Below are 20,094 nucleotides of genomic sequence, written 5' to 3' on the forward strand. Positions count from 1 at the left end.
AACATGGAGTTCACCGAACTGGCCGACTATGCGATTCCGGCCGGCGCACTCGTCGAATGGTTGCCGTGCGCAACCGGGCCCTGGGTTCCGGATCCGCGGCCCGTCTCCTACATTCACGAGGCACATCTCAACCGTTCCGCTGCAGGCGCAGGCGACAAGTCTTGGCTGGGAACAGCTTTCGAGATTTCCGGCCCGCTCGACGTCGATGCGTTCCGAGTCGCTCTCGGCCGGTGGATCGACCGTCACGAAGTTCTGCGCTCGCATACCGTCCTCGAGCCCTCGAGCGGCGAGATCACCCGGCACACGGTCCCGCTCGGCGGAATCGACATCGGGGTCGTCAGCCACGGCTACGACGCGTCCAGCCAGGACAACTTCGACCACCTTCACCGCCTGTTCGACGATTACGCGTCCCCGCACAGTTGGCCGTCGTACGTCTTCGCGACGTTGACGCCCCGCGGTGGCGACGGTCCGTTCACCGTGTTCTTCGCGGCGGACCACTCGATCATCGACGGGTTCTCGATCGTGCTGGTCGCTCACGAGATCGCAGCTCTGTACCGCGAGGCCTCGACCGGTAGTGCTGCAAATCTGTTTCCGGTGGGCAGCTACGTCGATTTCGGTGCCGTCGAACGCGAGCAGATGGCCGACATGGAAGCCGAGAAGGCTGCGGTCGAGATCTGGCGAAAGGCTCTCGGCACGGACGGTCTACCCCAGTTCCCGCTACCGATCGGTGACCGTGGAACCGATTCTCAGAACGGCCTGTCGACCTGGCTGCTCGACGCCGACCAGTCCAAGGCCTTCAGTTCGACGTGTGCAGCCACCGGCGTGGGGTACTTCGCCGGCCTTCTCGGCGGACTTGCCGCTGTAGGTCGCGAAGTCGCGGGATCCGATCGATTCGAGGTCGTGACGCCGGTTCACACCCGCAGCGCTCAGGAGTGGGCGGGCGCGCTCGGCTGGTTCGTCGGACTGTGCCCGGTCGAGTTCGCCGTTGGATCGGACTGTTCGTTCGGCGACCTCGCGACACGCGCCGCCGAATCCATCGCTTCGGTCAAGCCTGCCGCAGCTGTCCCGTTCGATCGGATCGGTGAGCACCTCGAAACCCCGATCCGACCGCGATTCGTCGTGTCCTACATGGACGTTCGCTTCGTGCCCGAAGCCGCACAGTGGCCCGAATGGAACGCCAGAGCACTTCGAAGCAAGGCATATACGCACGACGTCTACATCTGGATCAACCGCACACCCCAGGGACTCAACCTCGCGGTCAGGTACCCAGGCAACGAGACGGCGAACGCCGCGGTTCACGCCTACGTGGCCGCACTGCGCCGGACCATCGAAGAAATCGTCACCGAACCGGACGCCGCCACCTCCGACAGCTACTCATCGGTAGTTTTCGAAACCGTTTCCTAAGCCGGAGTGGGCTTTAGCGATCCGGTTACAACCAGCGCCGAAGCGATGCATACACTCCGAAGTGATGCCAATCCCCCGATGGTGAAATCCCAGAGGAATACACCGCGGAGACAGACTATGCGAACCACAGGAGGCTCAGTGCCCAGTCATGCCAGCGCGCACATTACGAAGGTGCTTGTCGCGAACCGCGGTGAAATCGCGGTACGGGTCATCCGGGCGGCCAAGGATGCCGGCTACGGCAGCGTTGCCGTTTACGCCGAGCCCGATGCAGACGCGCAGTTCGTGAAGCTCGCAGACGAGGCATTTGCCCTCGGTGGACAGACGTCCGCCGAGTCCTACCTCGTGTTCGACAAGATCCTCGACGCAGCCAAGAAGTCCGGCGCCGACGCCATCCACCCCGGCTACGGTTTCCTCTCCGAGAACGCCGACTTCGCCCAGGCCGTCATCGACGCGAACCTCATCTGGATCGGTCCGTCACCGCAGTCCATCCGCGACCTCGGCGACAAGGTCACGGCACGCCATATCGCAGAACGCGCGAAGGCGCCGATGGCAGCAGGCACCAAGGATCCCGTCAAGGGCGCCGACGAGGTCGTCGCATTCGCCAAGGAATACGGCGTCCCGGTTGCGATCAAGGCTGCCTTCGGTGGCGGTGGACGCGGCATGAAGGTCGCCCAGACCATCGAGGAAATCCCCGAGCTGTTCGAGTCGGCCACCCGTGAGGCCATCGCAGCCTTCGGTCGCGGCGAGTGCTTCGTCGAGCAGTACCTGGACAAGGCCCGCCACGTCGAGGCTCAGGTCATCGCCGACCAGCACGGCAACGTCGTCGTCGCCGGTACCCGCGACTGCTCGCTGCAGCGTCGCTTCCAGAAGCTCGTCGAAGAGGCTCCCGCTCCCTTCCTGACGGACGACCAGCGTGCACGCATCCACGCATCCGCCAAGGCCATCTGCAAGGAAGCCGGCTACTACGGCGCCGGAACGGTCGAGTACCTGGTTCAGGGCGACACCATCTCCTTCCTCGAGGTCAACACCCGCCTGCAGGTCGAGCACCCCGTCACGGAAGAGACCGCGGGCATCGACCTCGTGCGTCAGCAGTTCCTCATCGCCAACGGCGAAGAACTCTCCATCAAGGAAGATCCCACCCCGCGTGGACACTCCTTCGAGTTCCGCATCAACGGCGAAGACGCCGGCCGCGGCTTCATGCCTGCCCCCGGCCCGGTCTCCGTCTACCGTGAGCCCACGGGCCCCGGCGTTCGCGTCGATTCCGGTGTCGTTGCCGGCGACGTCATCGGCGGACAGTTCGACTCCATGCTCGCCAAGCTCATCGTCACCGGCGCCACCCGCGAAGAAGCCCTCCAGCGGGCATCGCGCGCTCTGGCCGAGTTCGAGATCGACGGCCTCGCGACCGTTCTCCCGTTCCACCGCCACATCGTCGAGAACCCGGCGTTCATCGGTGACGGCGAGAAGTTCGACATCTACACCAAGTGGATCGAAACCGACTGGGTCAACCCCATCGAGCCGTACGCAGGCGCCGGTGCTCCCGTAGACGACGAGGACGAGGCTCTGCCGCGTCAGAACGTCGTCGTCGAGGTCGGTGGACGTCGCGTCGAGGTTTCCCTCCCGGGCCAGTTCTCGCTCGGCAACGGCGGCGGCGCTGCCTCCGGTGCGATCCGCAAGAAGCCGAAGGCGCGCAAGCGCGGCGGCGCCGGCGGAGGTGCAGCATCGGGTGACGCTGTCACGGCTCCGATGCAGGGCACCGTCGTCAAGGTTGCAGTGACCGAAGGCCAGGAAGTCGCAGAAGGCGATCTGATCGCCGTTCTCGAAGCCATGAAGATGGAAAACCCCGTCAACGCGCACAAGGCCGGTGTCGTCACCGGACTGTCCGTCGAGCCGGGTGCAGCAATCACGCAGGGAACGGTTCTCGCAGAACTGAAGTAGGGCCTCCGGCCCCGTGCGCCTTTCCGGTAGTCCCCACTACCGGAAAGGCGCACAGTCGTTTGAGTAGGCTGTAACGATGGCTGACGTCCCCGACATTCGCATCGGCACTGCAGAACGCGAGCAGGCACTCGATCTCCTGAGCGAGCACTTCGCCGCAGGCCGCCTCACCGTCACCGAGTTCGACGAGAGAAGCGGAATCGTCAGTGCCGCAACAACTCGCAGTGAACTCGTTCCGGTGTTCGCCGATCTTCCGGGCAACTACCAAGCCCCCGGCACCGCTCCCCTGTCGATGGTGACGCCTCCCGACGCACCGGCGGAGCGAGGCTTCAACCCCGACTGGTCCGGTCGCGTCATGGCCGTCGTCCCGATTCTCGCGGTGATCCTGTTCTTCGTCACCGGTACCTGGTTGTGGTTCCTCGCGATTCCCCTGGCCGGCGCACTGCTGTTCGGTACCGACCGGGAACGCAAAGCCAAGCGCCGCCGCGAGCGGGACTCCGACTGATGGAGCCGATCGAGATCAACGCAGGCGGCTGGTATCTACGCGCACTGCGCGCAGACGAGCGTGTGGACGACCGCCCCGCCCTTGCCGATGGTGGTATCACCGACCCCGATTACGTGAGTCAGCGAAGCGCTCAGTGGCACGAAAACAGCGTCTACTCCTGGGCAGTGTGCCAACCCAACACCGGTGAGCTTCTCGCCGAGGTCGTTCTGACGCCTCTCGACTCCACCGCCCTGCTCACCGGCTGGGCCCGCGACGGGCACACCGAGGCGCTCACGACAGCCGCCGACGCCGTCACCAGGTTCGCCGAAGGTGCACTCGGACTCGTCGTCGTCGAGGGGCAGACGAATTGAAGAACACCCGGTACTGGCCGTTGGCGATCGCCGTGGTCATTGCCCTGATCATGCTCTTCTCCCCGGGTTCCACTGTCCCGTCCAGCCCGGAGAACACCGACAAGATCACTCACACATTGATGTTCGCGGTGCTGGCGATCACCTCGTTGCACGCCCGGATCCCTGCGTGGCTCACCGCGGTGTGGCTCGTGATTTTTGCTGCGACGTCCGAGGTTCTTCAAGCAGCGCTGCCCATTTCGCGTTCCGGTTCGATCTGGGACGGCAGCGCCGACCTGCTCGGCATCGCCATCGGGATCGGTATCGTCAGCCTCGTGACGAGGCGACGAACTTCCCGCCGAGACGAGCCGAGCAGGTCCTGATCAGCTGAGCAGGTTGCTCCGCAATTGGTCCTGGGTCGACGCGTCGATCTTCAAGCCGTCGGTGAAGTAGGCCTCGATGGATCCGTGTACCTGCGCGAGCTCTGCCATCGACGCCTCCAGGTACTCGCGCCTGACACCGAGGACACCCTCGAGCAGGGTCGGGTCGATCCCCTTCGCCTCGAATCGCTCGAGGAGCGGCGCGAACATCGGCAACAAAATCTTGTTGGTTTCGAGGTAGTCCGCGAAGACCGCGTCCTCGGAAGCGCCCAGGAACAGAAGTAACGCGGCGGCGGCCCAACCCGTGCGATCCTTGCCCGTGGTGCAGTGAATGAGTGCCGGCGAGCTGGGCGGCTGGGCCAAGTCGACGAACAGTTGCCGGTACGACGCGACCGCACTCGGCAAGGTCACGAAATCGCGGTAACTTCCCTGAAAGTACTCGAGCGCCTGGCCGCTGCCCAATGCTTCGGCAGCAAACGCCGGGTCGGCGATCATCTGCTGCATCTGAGCCGGAATGGCGCGATACTGCTTGTCCGCCAATACGTCCAGGCCGATTTCTCGGATACCGTCCGGCGCCAGATCCGGTGCCGTCTCGCGTTCGGATTCGGTGCGCAGATCGTAGATCGTGACGATGCCCAGATCGGCGAGGGTCTGTACGCCGTCCGCACTTAGCGATGCCAGATCGGTGGAACGAAACACGCTCCCGGTGCGGACGGTGCCACCGAAGCTCGATTCGGGGCCACCGATGTCTCGGAGGTTCGCCAGGGACGGTACGACGGAAGACAGCTTCGGAGTATCGGTCATACCTGAGAATGTATCGGTCGCCGAGAAACCGTGATCGGGGAAGAGCAGCCGGAGAAATAAGATCGAGACACATCATCTCCCGTAATTGCTGCGCTACAGATCCGTAACATGCTCAAGTAATCCTGTGGACATGCCTACAACGAGTTCCAGTGGTCTCGGAGCCTTCGATGCGCTCGGTGACCACCAGGCAGTCGCGGCGCTGCTCGAGTGTTGCCATTCCGCCGTGTGGGCACAGGAAATCGCCTCGTCTCGCCCGTTCGCCGATCTGGAAGCTCTGTTCGACAAAGCAGATGCGGTGCTGGCCGAGCTTCCCGAGTCCGAGATCGACGACGCTCTCTCCGGCCACCCACGAATCGGTGAGCGAAGCGAGAGCGCGGCCTCTACCCGTGAACAGTCGGGAGTCTCGTCGGCGACAGAAGACGTACTCGCGGAACTTCGACGGAAGAACGCCGAGTACGAAGAGACATTCGGCCATGTTTACCTGGTCTGCGCGTCGGGGAAATCTGGAACGGAGCTCCTCGACATCCTTCGAGGTCGTCTCCGAAACGACCCGGCGACCGAGCGTTCCGTGCTTCGAACCGAATTGGCCGCCATCAATCGGATCAGACTCGCCCGTCTGATCGATGCACTCGCCGGAGGCACAGCATGAGCAAGACCCTCAGCACGCACGTTCTCGACGCGACGACGGGCAACCCCGCGGCGGGGATTCGCGTCGAACTTCGTGATCGAGACGGCGCCTCCGTCACCACTGCGGAGACCGACTCCGACGGCCGCATCCCCGAACTTGCTCCCGGTGGCCTGACCGCCGGTCACTACACCCTGACTTTCGACACCGGAACGTATTTCGAGACCAACGGACAAGAAAACTTCTACCCGGAAGTGACAGTGACCTTCCGGGTGGACGACACGGCACGGGGCTATCACGTCCCACTGTTGCTGTCGCCCTTCGCTTATTCCACCTATCGCGGGAGCTGAACACGTGACTACCGACAACATCACGACCGGCAACATCACAACCGGCAGTACGAACACCGAACGGTTGAGCGGATCGATCGAACTATCGGGTCACCAGTACGGCAAAGCGGAAAATCGAGTAGTCCGAATCTATCGAGACACCCCCCGTCACGAAATTCACGACATCAACGTCTCCACCTGCCTGCGTGGAGATTTCGCCGACGCGTACCTCACCGGTGATCAATCGAAGGTTCTGCCGACCGACACGCAGAAACAAACGGCCTACTCCTACGCCAAGGAAAAGGGTCTGATCTCGATCGAGACGTACGGACTCGAACTCGCCCGTCATTTCGTCGACGACATCGAACCGGTCAGTGGCGCGCGGATCGAGATCGAGGAATACGCCTGGGAGCGTGCGATTGTCGACGGCAGCGAGCACGACTACACCTGGATTCGGAAGGGTCAGGAAGTTCGGACGGCGTCGATCACCATCTCCGATACCGGGACATGGGTGATCGGCGGCCTGAAGGACCTGGTGATCCTCAAATCGACCGGTAGTGAGTTCTCGGGTTTTCTCGAAGATCCGTACACCGTTCTCGAGCCGACCGACGACCGCGTCATGGCGACGACGTTGGTCGCCCAGTGGCGATTCGTCACCACCGACGTCGACTGGGAATCGGTCTACGCGGGCATCAAGGCACAGATCGTCAAGCAGTTCGCACAGGTACATTCACTTGCCCTGCAGCAGACGCTCTTCCACATCGGCAAGGCAATCCTCGAGGAATTCCCGATCATCGCGGAGGTTCGACTGTCCGCACCCAACAAGCATCATTTCGAATATGCACTCGGCCGCTTCGGAGTGGAGAACGACAACGAGGTGTTCCACGCTGCGGATCGTCCGTACGGCCTGATCCAAGCTGCGGTCAGCCGATCCGACGCACCAGACGCGGGACCGTCGTGGACCACCTACGCCGGTTGGTTGTCGTGACCGAATCAGCTCTCGGGGCAACACTCGTCGTGGCGGGCGCTCATGTGGTCACGATGGACGGCGACCGCTCCGAGTACTCCGACGGCTATGTGGTGATCTCGGGCAACAAGATCGAAGACGTCGGCGCCGGAACGCCACCCGAATACCCGGGTGCGCAAGTGATCGACGGGAGTGGTTGCCTGATCACGCCGGGTCTGGTCAACACACATCATCATCTCTACCAATGGATCACCCGAGGCCTGGCCGCGGACTCGACGCTTTTCGAGTGGCTGACCACCCTGTACCCCGTCTGGGCAGGTATCGACGCCGACGCCGTCCACGTGGCGGCCACCGGCGGCCTCACGTGGTTGGCGAAAACCGGATGTACGACCACCACCGACCACCACTACGTCGTTCCCCGCGACGCCGGCGACGTTTTCGAGGCCGAGATCACCGCTGCTGCGCAGGTCGGCCTTCGATTCCACCCGTGTCGTGGGTCGATGGATCTCGGCCAGAGTTCCGGCGGCCTGCCACCGGATCACGTCGTGGAAAAACTCGATGACATCCTGACCGGCACGCAGTCGGTGATCGACCGTTGGCACGACCCGAATCCCGGATCGATGCTGCAGATCGCGGTAGCTCCCTGCTCACCCTTCTCGGTGACGGAGGCATTGCTCCGCGAGTCCGCGACGCTGGCCCGCGAAAACGGCGTGCGTATGCACACGCATCTGGCCGAGACACTGGACGAGGAGAGATTCTGCCGCGAGCATTTCGGTTGCACGCCGGTCGAATACATGGAACGAGTCGGCTGGGTGGGCCCGGACGTCTGGTACGCCCACGCAGTCCATCTCGACGACGCCGGTATCGAGACGATGGCGCGAACCGGAACTGCGGCGGCGCACTGCCCGACCTCCAATGCGCGCCTGGGAGCCGGTATCGCCCGTGCCGCCGATCTGGTGAACGGCGGGGTCACCGTGGGGCTCGGCGTGGACGGCGCGGCGAGCAATGAAGCTTGCAGCCTGATCGAGGAGTCTCGTCATGCACTTCTGTTTGCTCGCGCGAAGGGCGGACCGCAGACGATGACGGTGCGAAAAGCCTTGGAATTGGGAACCATCGGCGGCGCACGAGTTCTGGGCCGAGAGAGCGAGATCGGATCGATCGAGGTCGGAAAACTTGCCGACCTGGCGGTGTGGAAACTCGACACCGTCGCGCATGTCGGCATCACCGATCCAGTGGCGGCGCTCGTACTCGGCTCGACTCCCCCGCTGAAGTTACTGCTCGTCGACGGGCGAATCGTAGTTGCCGACGGACGAGTCACCACCGTCGACGAGGACGTCGTGGCCTCGGATGTCGCACGCGCACACCGCGATCTACTCGGAAAGGCTTGAGGTCGCGATGGACCTGCACAGCGTCGACGAAGTTCTGGTGCCGCGGACCCGCGCCGAACTCCCCTGTGCGTCACCCGGCATCGGGTTCATCGGTGGCGGCACCTGGCTGTACTCGGAACCGCAGCCGCACCTGACCACCCTTGTCGACCTTGCGGGCTTCGACTGGGAAGCTGTGGCGGTCGGCGATCTCGGTCTCGAGATCGCGGCCACCTGCACCATCGAGGAACTGTGCCGCGCCGAACTTCCCGCATCCTGGCGCGCCGCAGCGCTGTTCCAACACTGCGCTGACGCACTACTCGCATCGTGGAAGGTGTTGCGATACGCGACAGTCGGCGGCAACATCGCGCTCTCCTTCCCGGCCGGAGCGATGACGACTCTGTGTACCGCTCTCGATGCCGAACTGACGATCTGGCGTCCGGACGGTACCGAATACTCGTTCCCCGTAGTCGATTTCGTTATCGACGATTCTCGAAACGTACTCAGGTCCGGCGAGATCATCCGCAGTATCCGGATTCCCATGCATGCATTGACTGCACGTACCGCGATGCGAAAGCTGGCTCAGACGTCACTCGGGCGATCGGCCGTAGCCGTGGCCGGACGCTGCGGCGCCGACGGTTTCACGCTGGCGATCACCGCCGCGACCCGCCGTCCGTACGCTCTGAAATTCGACGAACTCCCCGACGCCACAGCACTTGCGGATGCGTTGCGCAGCAGGATTCCGGAAGACGCCTACTTCACCGATGTTCATGGAACTGCGCCGTGGCGGAAGGCGATGACCGAGCTTCTTGCCGAAGAAATCCGAGGTGAACTGGAATGAAGTACTCGGTGGACGGAGTTCCGCGCGACGACCAGCCCCGCCCAGGACAGTGCCTGCGAACTTTCCTCCGCGAGCACGGAGCGAACTCCGTCAAGAAGGGGTGCGATGCCGGGGACTGCGGCGCCTGCTCGGTGCTGGTCGACGGACACCCCACCCATTCGTGCATATTTCCCGCCCATCGCATCGACGGCCGCGACGTCGTCACCGCCTCCGGTCTCGGAACACCGGAGAAACTTCACCCCATTCAACAGGCATTCGTGGACGCGGGCGGATTCCAATGCGGTTTCTGTACAGCGGGAATGGTAGTCACCGCATCAGCGTTGTCGGTCGAGCAAAAATCCGATCTCGCGTGCTCGATGAAAGGTAACCTGTGCCGCTGCACCGGTTATCGGTCCATTCGTGACGCTCTCGCCGGTACATCCAATACGGAGACTGCCAAAATAGGCGGGGCTCAGGGGCGTTCGATCGCAGCACCGGCGTCCGCGCGCATCGTCACGGGAACCGAGCAGTACACCATGGACTTCTCCCCGGGTGAGAAGCCGGTCGACCTGCTTCACGTCGCAGTACTCGGCAGTCCGCACGCACACGCACACATAACGCGGATAGACACGGCAGCAGCCGAAGCGGCGCCGGGCGTCGCTGCGGTCCTCACTTTTCATGACAGTCCGGACGTGCTATTCTCGACCGCCCGGCACGAGGACCGCAACGACGATCCGGACGACACGCGCGTGTTCGACAGCACCCTCCGTTTCCGCGGCCAGCGCGTAGCCGCGGTCATCGCCGAATCCCCGACGCAGGCGGAACGTGCACTCTCGCTGATCGAAGTCGACTACGAGGTACGCGACGCGGTATTCGAACCAGATCTGGCGCGTTCCCCCGGCGCTCCACTCCTGCACGGCGACAAGGACGAGAGCTCGCGGATCGCCGAGGCCCCTCGCAACGTGGTTGCCGCGCTTCACGATGGCGTCGGCGATCTGGACCGTGCGCTCGCGGATGCGACTGCAGTCGTCGAAGGTACGTGGAAAACTGCGCGAGTCCAGCACGTGGCCTTGGAAACTCACGGCGCAGTGGGGTGGCTCGACGAGGAGGGCCGTCTCGTCATCAGAAGCAGCACACAGGTGCCGTTTCTGGTTCGGGACGAATTGGCCCACATCTTCGATCTCGATCGCAGCCGAATCCGGGTGTTCGCAAAACGGGTAGGCGGGGGTTTCGGCGGGAAGCAGGAACTACTCACCGAGGATTTGGTCGCACTGGCCGTCTTGAAGACCGGCAAGCCCGTAGCCTACGAGTTCAGCCGCATCGATCAGTTCACCATCGCACCGTCACGGCATCCGATGCGAGTATCGGTGCGTGCGGGCGCCGACGCCGACGGAACTCTCACTGCGCTCGCTATCGACGTCCTTTCCGACGCGGGGGCGTACGGGAACCATTCGATCGGAGTCATGTTCCATGGTTGCGCCGAATCCATGGCGGTCTATCGCGCTGCGACCAAACGCGTCGACGCCGAAGCGGTCTACACGAACAACGTTCCCTCCGGGGCCTTTCGTGGTTACGGGCTCGGCCAGATCATCTTCGCCGTCGAGTCGGCCATGGATCAGCTCGCGGATCGTCTCGGCATGGACCCCTTCGAGTTTCGGCGGCGCAACGTCGTCGTTCCCGGAGACGATTTTGTCGACTGGCACGTCGAGGACGGTGATCTCGAGTTCGGCAGCTACGGGCTGGACCAGTGCATCGACCTCGTCGACAGTGCACTGTCAAGCGGACGCGGAGAGGCTGCACCGACTGGGTCGCGTTGGCGGATCGGTCGGGGCATGGCAATTGCCATGATCGCGACGATCCCGCCGCGTGGTCACTTCTCCGACACCACCGTCGCGCTCGAGGCCGACGGTCGGTACGTCGTGAACATCGGCACCGCTGAGTTCGGCAACGGAACCACTACGATTCACCAACAGATCGCGGCCACCGAATTGCGGACGACAGTCGATCGCATCACGATTGTTCAATCCGACACCGATGCCGGCGGATACGACACCGGAGCGTTCGGGTCGACGGGAACGGTGGTCGCCGGAAAGGCGCTCCTGATCGCCTGCGAGCGCCTTCGCGAGCGGATACTGACCCGTGCGGTGCGATCGAGCGGTCGCGGCGCGCAGATCGACGACCTTTCGCCGGACGGTGTCGAAACATCCCACGGTTGCCTCGATTTCGCGACGCTACTCGAAGGTGGCCCGCTCGCCGCTGACGGTCGCCACGACGGTACACCGCGCTCGGTCTCGTTCAACGTTCACGGTTTTCGCGTTGCCGTCGACACGAACACCGGCCGGGTGAAGATCCTGCAGTCGGTTCAGGCCGCCGATGCCGGCACCGTCATGAACCCGGCACAACTGCGAGGGCAGGTGGAAGGCGGTGTGGGACAAGCGCTCGGCGCTGCGCTGTCGGAGGAGATCGTCATCGAAGAAGGTCGGGTGATCAATCCGCAGTTGCGCAATTATCACGTTCCCCAGATCGGGGATCTACCGATCACCGAAGTACTGTTTGCCGACACGTACGACAAGCTCGGGCCTTTCGGCGCGAAATCGATGAGTGAGGCCCCCTTCAATCCTGTAGCACCGGCGTTGGCAAACGCGATTGCCAACGCGTGTGGAGTGCGTATGTACTCCACACCGATGACACCGGATCGAGTGTGGGAACAGCTACAGAGGCCCTAGGTCTCGCGTGCGAGCACGCGCTCGACCGCGTCGACCGCGTCGTCCAGCTCACTGGTGGTCACCGTCAGCGCGGGCCGGAATCTGATTCCCCTCTTCCCGGTGGGCAGTATCATCACGTGCTCGTCTTCACGCAGTCGCTGTACGACGCGATCGCGAAGGTCACTGTCTTCCAGAGTGATCGCGCACATGAGGCCACGACCTCGCGGCTCGGTTGCCGCCGCGTACCGCCCGCAGACTTCGGTCAACCGGGCAAGGAGATGCGCACCCGTGAATCGCACGCGGTCGATCAGTCGGTCCTGCTCGACGACTTCGAGTATCCGCCGGGCACGAACCATGTCGGTGAGGTTGCCACCCCACGTCGAATTGATCCGAGAACTGACGTGAAACACGTTGTCATGCACTTCATCCACGCGCCCGCCGGCCATGATTCCGCACACCTGCGTTTTCTTGCCGAACGCCACCACATCCGGACTCAGACCCAATTGTTGGTAGGCCCAGGCAGTTCCGGTGATTCCGCAACCGGTCTGTACTTCGTCGAGAATGAAGAGGGCGTCGTTTTCGTGGCACAACTCCTGCATCGCCTGCAGAAATTCCGGCCTGAGGTGATGGTCGCCGCCCTCGCCCTGGATCGGCTCGGCGATGAAACAGGCAATGTCGTCGGGGTTGTCGGCGAAAGCTCGGCGCGCTTGATCGAGAGCTTGCCTCTCCGCAGCTTCGACATCGCGGCCGTCTGCCAGGTACGGCGAGTCGATACGTGGCCAGTCGAACTTGGGGAATCGCGCGACCTTGCCCGGTTCGGTGTTGGTGAGCGACATCGTGTAACCACTGCGGCCGTGAAAAGCCTCGGTCAGGTGCAGGACCTTTGTCCCCAGATCTGCTGACAACCCGCGGCTTTCGTTCCACCGACTCTTCCAGTCGAAGGCAACCTTGAGTGCATTTTCCACCGCCAGGGCTCCGCCGTCGACGAAGAACAAGTGTGGGAGTGCCGAATCCCCCAGTACCCGAGCGAAAGCCGCAACGAAGCGCGCCATGGGTTCGGTGTAGATGTCGGAGTTACTCGGCTTGTTGGAGGCCACGACAGCCAACTCCTGTTGAAACTCCTCGTCGCCTGCGATCGCAGGGTGATTCATACCCAGGGCCGAAGAGCCGAAGAAACCGAACATGTCCAGATACTCGGTTCCGTCTCGCAGGTCACGGAGATAGGAACCCCGCGACCCTTCGACGTCGAGAATCAGATCGAATCCGTCGACGAGGATGCTGGCCTTCAACACGTCGTAGACCGGAAAGAGCGCACTGTCACCGAAGTCTCGCATCGCAGTACTCATACGCGAAGGCTATGTCAATTTTCCGGGAGTGTCGATAGAGGACCGTAAAAGTTATTGAACAAGCGTCATTCGTCGTAAAAAGTTTGTAGGATGATGGTGCTTCGTGTGTTGACGTTGGCTGCCGTACGGATCTCCTGCAGCAATCGCTCCAACGCCCGAGGTGACGCCACCCGGACCAGGAGGACGTAGCTTTCGCTCCCGGCTACCGAGTGGCACGAGACGACCGCCGGCAGATGACGCAAGCGGGCAGGCGCATCGTCGGGCTGCGAGGGATCGAGAGGAGTGATGGCGACAAATGCGGACAGATTGTGACCGAGTGCCTCCGGATCGATCTTCGCGGAGTACCCACGGATCACCTTGCGAGATTCCAAACGACGCACTCGCGATTGGACTGCGGAGATCGAGAGTCCAGCCTTCTCAGCAAGACTCGCGAGAGTGGCACGGCCGTCCAAGACCAATTCACGCATCAAAAGTCGATCGGTTTCGTCGACCGGAACACCGGCAACGTCACTGGTTTCTGTTTCTCGCACCTGCGCAGGCTAACGCAATCGGACATTCGTATGGTTGAAACCTGGGAGCTACGTGCACGGTTCGCAGCGGCCCTCGCCAAGATGTATGGCGACGAGGTCCCCGCTTACAACACCTTGGTAGATGTAACGATGCAGGTGAACCGTGATTTTGCCGCCGAACATCCGGATTCTGCGGAGCGCCTGGGCAGCCTGGCGAGAGTCAGCACCGAGCGTCACGGCGCCATCAGACTGGGGACTCTCGACGAACTACGTGACGTAGCCACCGTCTTCGGCGGATTCGGTATGTTTCCGGTCGGCTATTACGACCTCCGGCTCACCGACTCCCCCATTCCCGTTGTCTCGACGGCATTTCGCCCCACCGATCCCGCCGAACTCGCCCGGAACCCGTTCCGCGTTTTCACCTCGGTGCTGACCAGTTCCGATTCCAGGTTCTTCGACACCGACCTCGAGCGTCGGATCACCAGGTTCCTGCGTCGCCGGACCCTGTTCTCTCCCGAACTTCTGCAGTGGGCACGGCAATCGAGTCGCGAGGGCGGCCTGACGGAACCCGAGGCGACACAGTTCGTCGATGCAGCGACCTCGGCGTTTCGGCTCGGCACCGATCCCATCGACGCGGGCTGGTACCGCGAACTCGCCGCAATCTCGCCTGTCGCTGCAGACATTGCGGGGCAGGGCTCGACCCACGTCAATCACCTCACCCCGCGAGTGCTCGACATCGACGAGTTGTACCGCCGCATGACCGAGCGCGGTATCACCATGATCGACCGCATCCAAGGCCCGCCGAGATGGAGCGGACCACCACTACTTCTGCGGCAGACGTCGTTTCGTGCATTGGCCGAAGACAGACTCTTCCGTCAGCACGACGGATCGGTCACCACTGAGCCCGTCCGCGTCAGATTCGGCGAGGTGGAGGCACGCGGAATCGCGTTGACCCGCAGCGGGCGAGCGATCTACGACCGACTGATCGCCACGCCCGAGGACGCCGATTGGGACAGCGAATTTCCGCACTCCGAAAGCGAACTCGATGCCGCGGGGTTGGCGTACTTCACGTTCCGAACCGAAGGAACTGTTGTCGTCCGCGACCCGATCGTCTACGAGGACTTCCTACCTGCCTCCGCGGCCGGGATCTTCGCATCCAATCTCGATTCCGTGACCGGATTCGTTTCCGATGCGCCCGGCGCCGAATACGGGCAGGATCGATTGGAGGGTGCCGTCGACCGCACCATCGAAGATCCGTTCGAGCTGTACCGCGCACAACAAGAGGCGTCACGTGCGGTGCTGCCTCCCGCCCACAACAACAGAGGACTCCCCAGTGAACCTGCCTGATTCTTCGAGCCTCGCCGATCGCGCCGAAAGCGCCCTTGCCGCGTGCGGTGTCGAGTGGCCCGCCGGCGACCTGAGCGCACGAACCCCCATCACCGGTACACAACTGCGTACCGTTCGGCAGCACTCCGGCCGAGAGGTCGACGACGCCGTCGAGGCGGCTCATCGTGCGTTCCTCACCTGGCGAACCGTTCCCGCTCCGGCGCGCGGCGCGGTCGTACGCCGGCTGGGCAGCTTACTGACCGAGCACAAGGATGACCTCGCGGAAATCGTGACGTTGGAGGCCGGGAAGGTCACCTCGGAGGCTCTCGGCGAGGTACAGGAGATGATCGACATCTGCGAGTTCGCCGTCGGTCTCTCCCGGCAGCTCTACGGACACACCATGCCGTCCGAGCGTCCCGGACACCGGTTGACGGAAACGTGGCACCCTCTCGGCGTTGTCGGGGTCATCTCCGCGTTCAACTTTCCCGTCGCGGTGTGGTCGTGGAATACCGCCATCGCTCTCGTGTGCGGCGACGCCGTCGTCTGGAAGCCTTCGGAAACCACGCCGCTGACTGCACTGGCATGTGACGCCCTCCTCCGACGCGCCCTCGCCGACTGTGATGCACCGATCGACGTTCACCAGTTGGTCGTCGGCGGACGTGGCGTCGGTGAGGCTCTCGTGGACAACCCACTCGTGGCCTTGGTCAGCGCCACCGGTTCCGTGAGGATGGGCCGCGCCGTGGCTCCGCGGGTCGCCGAGCGCTTCGGACGAAGTCTCCTGGAGCTGGGTGGAAACAACGCCGCAGTCGTCACGCCGTCGGCGGATCTCGAGCTTGCCGTACGCGGAATCGTGTTCTCCGCCGCCGGAACTGCGGGGCAGCGGTGCACCTCACTGCGCCGGCTCATCGTTCACGAGTCGATCGCCGACAACGTCGTCGACCGCGTTGCGTCCGCGTACGCGCAACTCCAGGTCGGTAGCCCCTTCGATTCCGGTGTTCTGGTCGGGCCGCTGATCAACGAGGCTGCATTCGAAGCGATGCAGAAGTCCCTCTCGGCCGCGCGCGCCGACGGCGGCACCGTGGTGTGCGGCGGCGACCGCGTCGGCGATTCCGGGTTCTACGTGACGCCCGCTCTCGTTCGTATGCCCGCACAGACCGAGGTGGTGCGGGCGGAGACTTTTGCACCCATCCTCTACGTCTTGACATACACCGACTTCGACGACGCCATTGCGCTGCACAACGGCGTGCCTCAAGGGCTTTCGTCCTCGATCTTCACACTCGATCAGCGAGAAGCAGAGCGCTTCCTCGCCGCCGACGGCTCCGATTGCGGCATCGCGAACGTGAACATCGGAACGTCCGGTGCGGAGATCGGCGGCGCATTCGGCGGGGAGAAGGAGACTGGCGGCGGACGCGAATCGGGTTCGGATTCGTGGAAGGCATACATGCGCCGAGCCACCAATACCGTCAATTACTCGGACCAGCTTCCGCTGGCTCAAGGGGTCGAGTTCGGCTGAACACCTGCCGGGCGAAATCGGTGATCGCGTCGATCAACTCCGGGAGCGCCGACAACTGCGGTGCATGGTCGGTGCCCAGGCTGACCACCTGGGCACCGGGGACAAGTCTCTGCATGGCGCGTTGAGCCTCGATCGGCACGGTTCGATCCAGCGTGCATTCGACATACAACCTCGGCACGGTTCCGAATCGCTCTTCCGTCCAGACCGGTGCCATCAGGCGGGCTGACTCCAGTTGTGGAACGAGCATGCGCGCGGCGAAGATCGCATCAGCCACCGGCGCTTCGTGGAAGAACACAGCGGCACCGGCTTCGGGCGGAACAGCCGTCGCATCCCCGTCGTCGGCGGGGACCAACCAACGTGAGATCCCGACCGGACTTTCCAGACCGAGTTCGATGCAGAGCATCCCGAAGTCCGTCTGCGATGGAAGCATCATCCCTGCGACGTACACAAGACCCGTTACCCGCGAAGGCAGCAACTCAGCCACCTGTGAGGCCACGATGCCACCGCCGGAGTGACCGACGAGGGCGCACTGTCCGTCCAAGGACTCGACAACTGCCACAACATGTTCGGCAACGACATCGAGATCGATCACGTCGTCTGGGTTCCAACTTCCCGAGCCGGGAAGCTCCACCACAACGGGATTGAAGCCGGCCGATTTCAGTGGGCCACACACACGATCCCAGACCCACCCGCCGGCCCACGCTCCGTGGATCAGGACGATGTTCCGTGCACTCACTGCTTGACCTCGAGCTCTGCAGCCGAAAGTACCCGAGCCGCCTCACGACCTGCGGCGGCGTTGGACTTCCCCTGCCTCGACCCGGCCAATTTGGCCTTGATGTGATCGCGAACGGTAATGGGTTCGTACTCCAAGCCGGAGTCGTCCTGAAAACTCGGCAAGGTCGCAATCACCGCGTCGACGTTTCCGTCATGGAAGAAGGCCGCCGATCGCCGGCGCTTGATGGTGCCGTTCACCACCGGAGGCGCGACTCGGTGCAGCGTGGACATCCACCTGTCGTTGGTCAGTCGCGCGGTGAGATCCCCGAGGTTGACCAGTAGCGCGCCGTCGTGCGGCCAGACATCGTGCCAGCGTCGGTCGCTCCCGAGTACTTGCAAACCTTCGACCTGATCCGCCCACAGCACGGTGACCAGCCCGAAATCGGTATGTTCGCCCATCCCCTTCAACTCACCGTCCAACGTCACCGTCCCTTCGGGTAACGCGTAGTTGTTCATCCGCAGTACGTCGATGGAGTGGTCGGTGATCGACTCGAAGAATCCTGGGGTCAGCCCGAGCGCGTCTTCGAAAATGGTGGTCAGTGTGCGTGCCACCCGCTCGCCATGGGCGTAGTAATTCTCCACCCGCGCCGTGAAACCAGACACTGCGGGCCACAGGTTGATTCCGTAATCGTCCTCCGACAGTTCGAGTTCGGTGAATGATCGGGCTTCGGTTCCGACGTTGAAGGCCTCGAAAAAGTCGTTCATTCTGGTCGCGGATTCGACGCCGAGGCTCAGGCTCAGCGACTCACTCTTGGGCGGGCTGTACCCACGATTCGCGCCCTCGATTCGGTAGCCCGACTTCGTCTCCATCGGCAGCCCGAAGAAGTCGTCCATCGCTTCGGCGAGGCCGGAAGAAACAGCGGCCGGAACACCGTGGCCCCGAATCTGCATGAAACCTACAGTCCGACAAGCATGGTCGACTTCGGCAGCCACTCGCGCCTTGTCCTGGTCGGCACCACCGAGCACGTAAGGCGAGATGTCGACGACGGGCACTTCGAAGGGATCAGACTGGGACTGTGACACTGGCGTCTCCTGCAGAGCTGGTGGCGGGTTCAGATTTTGCAGTGGCATGGAGGCTCTCTCGCGATCGCCTCGCGAGTTCACCGAGTCGGGTGTGATTGAACAGCAGATTGAGCGAAAAGGCCGAGGCCGCAGCCAAGGTGATGCCGCTACCGAGGAGGATCTGAGCCGAGGAGGGGAATCGCTCGAACATCCCTTCCGCAAATTCCGGAAGAATACCGATCCCCACCGATACAGCGGCGATCGTGGTGTTGATCGGGTCGCTGAGATCGACCTTGCGCAGCGTGTTGATTCCGACCACGGCGACAGTGGAGAACAAGATGATTCCGACGCCGCCGACCACCGGATCAGGCAGGGCTGCAACCACTTCACCCATTCGCGGGATGAGGCCGAGGACGATCAGAATGGCACCGCTGGTAGCGGTCACGTACCGGCTGTACACCCGGGTCGTGGCAACGGCGCCGACATTCTGCGAGAAAACGGTGTCGACAAAGGCATTGAAGATTCCGCCCAGAACTCCCGACATCCCGTCGGCCACCAGCCCTCGTGCGAGATCTGCTTTCTTCAAAGGCTTTCCGGTGATCTCGCTGACCGCCAGCATGCTCGCCGTCGATTCTGCGAAGACGACTGCCATGACGATACTCATCGCCACCACGGCGGTGACGGGAAACTCCGGAGCGCCGAAGTGGAACGGCATCGGGAAGCCCACCCAGGCCGAGCCGCCGACGCCACTCAGATCGATCAGGCCCATCGGGATGGCGATCACGGTGCCGATCACCAGCGCCATCAGTACACCAAGCTGCGTCCACATCCCGCGGCCGAGGCAGATGAAGGCCACCGCGACCACAACGACTGCGGCAGCCAGCGCCAGATTCTTCGGGTCGGCGAACGACGGGGAGGTGGGGTCGTTTCCGACGATCAGTCCTCCTGCGACACCGATCAACGAGATGCCGATGACTGTGAGGACGACGCCGGTAACCAGGGGTGGGAAGTATCGGACGATCTTGGCGAACGGCACGGCCAAGGCAATGCCGACTACGCCACCGACCAGCATGGACCCGTACACCGCCTGCAGGCCGTACTCCTTGGCGATCAGAATCATCGGCGTCAGCCCGGCGAAGGTCGCCCCGCAGACGATCGGCAGCCGGACACCGGCGACCTTCCCGACGCCCAGGCTCTGAATGATCGTGATGATGCCTGCAACGAGCAAGTCCGCGCTGATCAGCATCGCGACTGTGCTGCGGTCCAGCCCTACGGCGGCACCGAAAACCAGCGGGACCGTGATGCAGCCGGTGTACATGATGAGGACGTGCTGAAGAGCAAAAGCAGACTGGCGGGCAAATGGGAGCCGCTGGTCGACAGGATGGATGGCCATGCGCCGATCTCCGTCCGAAGCTGGAAGTGTTTCGTGTACGGGACTATTCAGCACGTCGATAATTTCTTAC

The 20,094-nt window shown here is 63.1% G+C and carries 19 protein-coding genes; 13 read left to right on the forward strand and 6 right to left on the reverse strand.

Translation table 11 applies throughout. The annotated features are described in order from the left end of the window. Positions 1 to 3 precede the first annotated feature (3 nt). From ATN37_RS12970 to ATN37_RS12990, 5 genes are all read left to right on the forward strand, one after another. Positions 4 to 1,404 carry a condensation domain-containing protein gene (locus ATN37_RS12970; protein ID WP_003940858.1) on the forward strand — a complete coding sequence of 467 codons (1,401 nt, stop codon included), beginning with the start codon at positions 4 to 6 and terminating at the stop codon, positions 1,402 to 1,404. Between the two features lie 138 nt (positions 1,405 to 1,542). Further along, complete coding sequence (locus ATN37_RS12975) at positions 1,543 to 3,339, forward strand: acetyl/propionyl/methylcrotonyl-CoA carboxylase subunit alpha (RefSeq protein ID WP_030535031.1); 1,797 nt, start codon at positions 1,543 to 1,545, stop codon at positions 3,337 to 3,339. A 76-nt stretch (positions 3,340 to 3,415) separates the two neighbouring features. Continuing rightward, positions 3,416 to 3,841: a DUF1707 domain-containing protein gene (locus tag ATN37_RS12980; protein WP_003940708.1), complete on the forward strand. Its 426-nt coding sequence runs from the start codon at positions 3,416 to 3,418 to the stop codon at positions 3,839 to 3,841. Beyond that, entirely contained in the window at positions 3,841 to 4,191 is a 351-nt protein-coding gene (locus ATN37_RS12985; protein WP_003940792.1) for a hypothetical protein, read from the forward strand. Before ATN37_RS12980 ends, ATN37_RS12985 begins: the two co-directional genes overlap by 1 nt. Then, complete coding sequence (locus ATN37_RS12990; RefSeq protein ID WP_083057790.1) at positions 4,188 to 4,550, forward strand: VanZ family protein; 363 nt, start codon at positions 4,188 to 4,190, stop codon at positions 4,548 to 4,550. Before ATN37_RS12985 ends, ATN37_RS12990 begins: the two co-directional genes overlap by 4 nt. On the opposite strand, the gene ATN37_RS12995 is transcribed toward ATN37_RS12990, so the two are convergent. After that, complete coding sequence (locus ATN37_RS12995) at positions 4,551 to 5,351, reverse strand: tyrosine-protein phosphatase (protein WP_083057789.1); 801 nt, start codon at positions 5,349 to 5,351, stop codon at positions 4,551 to 4,553. Between the two features lie 130 nt (positions 5,352 to 5,481). On the opposite strand from ATN37_RS12995, the gene uraD reads away from it, so the two are divergent. From uraD to ATN37_RS13025, 6 genes are all read left to right on the forward strand, one after another. Further along, on the forward strand, positions 5,482 to 6,000 hold the full coding sequence (gene uraD, locus ATN37_RS13000; RefSeq protein ID WP_064689005.1) for a 2-oxo-4-hydroxy-4-carboxy-5-ureidoimidazoline decarboxylase: 519 nt from the start codon (positions 5,482 to 5,484) through the stop codon (positions 5,998 to 6,000). Further along, a complete protein-coding gene (gene uraH / locus ATN37_RS13005) occupies positions 5,997 to 6,326 on the forward strand; it encodes a hydroxyisourate hydrolase (RefSeq protein WP_007727227.1) in 330 nt (109 codons plus the stop codon). The genes uraD and uraH overlap by 4 nt, the downstream gene beginning before the upstream one ends. Before the next feature lie 64 nt (positions 6,327 to 6,390). Next, complete coding sequence (gene pucL, locus ATN37_RS13010) at positions 6,391 to 7,293, forward strand: factor-independent urate hydroxylase (RefSeq protein WP_037129153.1); 903 nt, start codon at positions 6,391 to 6,393, stop codon at positions 7,291 to 7,293. A 53-nt stretch (positions 7,294 to 7,346) separates the two neighbouring features. Beyond that, positions 7,347 to 8,660: an 8-oxoguanine deaminase gene (locus ATN37_RS13015; RefSeq protein WP_256933275.1), complete on the forward strand. Its 1,314-nt coding sequence runs from the start codon at positions 7,347 to 7,349 to the stop codon at positions 8,658 to 8,660. 7 nt (positions 8,661 to 8,667) lie between these two features. Further along, positions 8,668 to 9,477, forward strand: a complete 810-nt coding sequence (locus ATN37_RS13020; RefSeq protein ID WP_218695219.1) for an FAD binding domain-containing protein — start codon at positions 8,668 to 8,670, stop codon at positions 9,475 to 9,477. Continuing rightward, positions 9,474 to 12,182 (forward strand): molybdopterin cofactor-binding domain-containing protein, encoded by a 2,709-nt coding sequence (locus tag ATN37_RS13025; protein ID WP_218695220.1) that lies wholly within the window; start codon positions 9,474 to 9,476, stop codon positions 12,180 to 12,182. Before ATN37_RS13020 ends, ATN37_RS13025 begins: the two co-directional genes overlap by 4 nt. Here ATN37_RS13025 and lat read toward each other — a convergent pair. Both lat and ATN37_RS13035 read right to left on the reverse strand, forming a co-directional pair. Beyond that, on the reverse strand, positions 12,179 to 13,507 hold the full coding sequence (lat, locus tag ATN37_RS13030; RefSeq protein WP_047271731.1) for an L-lysine 6-transaminase: 1,329 nt from the start codon (positions 13,505 to 13,507) through the stop codon (positions 12,179 to 12,181). The two genes, ATN37_RS13025 and lat, sit on opposite strands and share 4 nt — an antisense overlap. Positions 13,508 to 13,572: 65 nt before the next feature. Next, entirely contained in the window at positions 13,573 to 14,037 is a 465-nt protein-coding gene (locus ATN37_RS13035; protein WP_003940830.1) for an Lrp/AsnC family transcriptional regulator, read from the reverse strand. A 30-nt stretch (positions 14,038 to 14,067) separates the two neighbouring features. On the opposite strand from ATN37_RS13035, the gene ATN37_RS13040 reads away from it, so the two are divergent. Continuing rightward, on the forward strand, positions 14,068 to 15,363 hold the full coding sequence (locus ATN37_RS13040) for a VOC family protein (RefSeq protein ID WP_165638233.1): 1,296 nt from the start codon (positions 14,068 to 14,070) through the stop codon (positions 15,361 to 15,363). Further along, positions 15,350 to 16,855 carry an aldehyde dehydrogenase family protein gene (locus tag ATN37_RS13045; RefSeq protein ID WP_165638232.1) on the forward strand — a complete coding sequence of 502 codons (1,506 nt, stop codon included), beginning with the start codon at positions 15,350 to 15,352 and terminating at the stop codon, positions 16,853 to 16,855. The genes ATN37_RS13040 and ATN37_RS13045 overlap by 14 nt, the downstream gene beginning before the upstream one ends. On the opposite strand, the gene ATN37_RS13050 is transcribed toward ATN37_RS13045, so the two are convergent. From ATN37_RS13050 to ATN37_RS13060, 3 genes are read right to left on the reverse strand one after another with little or no spacing between them, the layout of a single operon-like run. Beyond that, positions 16,806 to 17,591 (reverse strand): alpha/beta fold hydrolase, encoded by a 786-nt coding sequence (locus ATN37_RS13050; protein WP_058039073.1) that lies wholly within the window; start codon positions 17,589 to 17,591, stop codon positions 16,806 to 16,808. The two genes, ATN37_RS13045 and ATN37_RS13050, sit on opposite strands and share 50 nt — an antisense overlap. Further along, complete coding sequence (locus tag ATN37_RS13055; protein ID WP_065352214.1) at positions 17,588 to 18,652, reverse strand: isopenicillin N synthase family oxygenase; 1,065 nt, start codon at positions 18,650 to 18,652, stop codon at positions 17,588 to 17,590. The genes ATN37_RS13050 and ATN37_RS13055 overlap by 4 nt, the downstream gene beginning before the upstream one ends. Then, on the reverse strand, positions 18,633 to 20,024 hold the full coding sequence (locus tag ATN37_RS13060) for a uracil-xanthine permease family protein (RefSeq protein WP_007727244.1): 1,392 nt from the start codon (positions 20,022 to 20,024) through the stop codon (positions 18,633 to 18,635). Before ATN37_RS13060 ends, ATN37_RS13055 begins: the two co-directional genes overlap by 20 nt. Positions 20,025 to 20,094 lie beyond the last annotated feature (70 nt).

This window comes from Rhodococcus sp. MH15 (assembly GCF_019266045.1).
Lineage (GTDB): Bacteria > Actinomycetota > Actinomycetes > Mycobacteriales > Mycobacteriaceae > Rhodococcus_F > Rhodococcus_F qingshengii.

Excerpts from the sequence above, each read along its gene's own strand:
- ATN37_RS13025 (WP_218695220.1), top strand. The coding sequence starts at position 9,474 with ATGAAGTACTCGGTGGACGGAGTTCCGCGCGACGACCAGCCCCGCCCA.
- ATN37_RS12980 (WP_003940708.1), top strand. The coding sequence starts at position 3,416 with ATGGCTGACGTCCCCGACATTCGCATCGGCACTGCAGAACGCGAGCAG.
- ATN37_RS13060 (WP_007727244.1), bottom strand. The coding sequence starts at position 20,024 with ATGGCCATCCATCCTGTCGACCAGCGGCTCCCATTTGCCCGCCAGTCT.
- uraD (WP_064689005.1), top strand. The coding sequence starts at position 5,482 with ATGCCTACAACGAGTTCCAGTGGTCTCGGAGCCTTCGATGCGCTCGGT.
- ATN37_RS13015 (WP_256933275.1), top strand. The coding sequence starts at position 7,347 with ATGGACGGCGACCGCTCCGAGTACTCCGACGGCTATGTGGTGATCTCG.
- ATN37_RS12985 (WP_003940792.1), top strand. The coding sequence starts at position 3,841 with ATGGAGCCGATCGAGATCAACGCAGGCGGCTGGTATCTACGCGCACTG.
- ATN37_RS13040 (WP_165638233.1), top strand. The coding sequence starts at position 14,068 with ATGGTTGAAACCTGGGAGCTACGTGCACGGTTCGCAGCGGCCCTCGCC.
- ATN37_RS13020 (WP_218695219.1), top strand. The coding sequence starts at position 8,668 with ATGGACCTGCACAGCGTCGACGAAGTTCTGGTGCCGCGGACCCGCGCC.
- uraH (WP_007727227.1), top strand. The coding sequence starts at position 5,997 with ATGAGCAAGACCCTCAGCACGCACGTTCTCGACGCGACGACGGGCAAC.
- lat (WP_047271731.1), bottom strand. The coding sequence starts at position 13,507 with ATGAGTACTGCGATGCGAGACTTCGGTGACAGTGCGCTCTTTCCGGTC.
- ATN37_RS12995 (WP_083057789.1), bottom strand. The coding sequence starts at position 5,351 with ATGACCGATACTCCGAAGCTGTCTTCCGTCGTACCGTCCCTGGCGAAC.
- ATN37_RS12970 (WP_003940858.1), top strand. The coding sequence starts at position 4 with ATGGAGTTCACCGAACTGGCCGACTATGCGATTCCGGCCGGCGCACTC.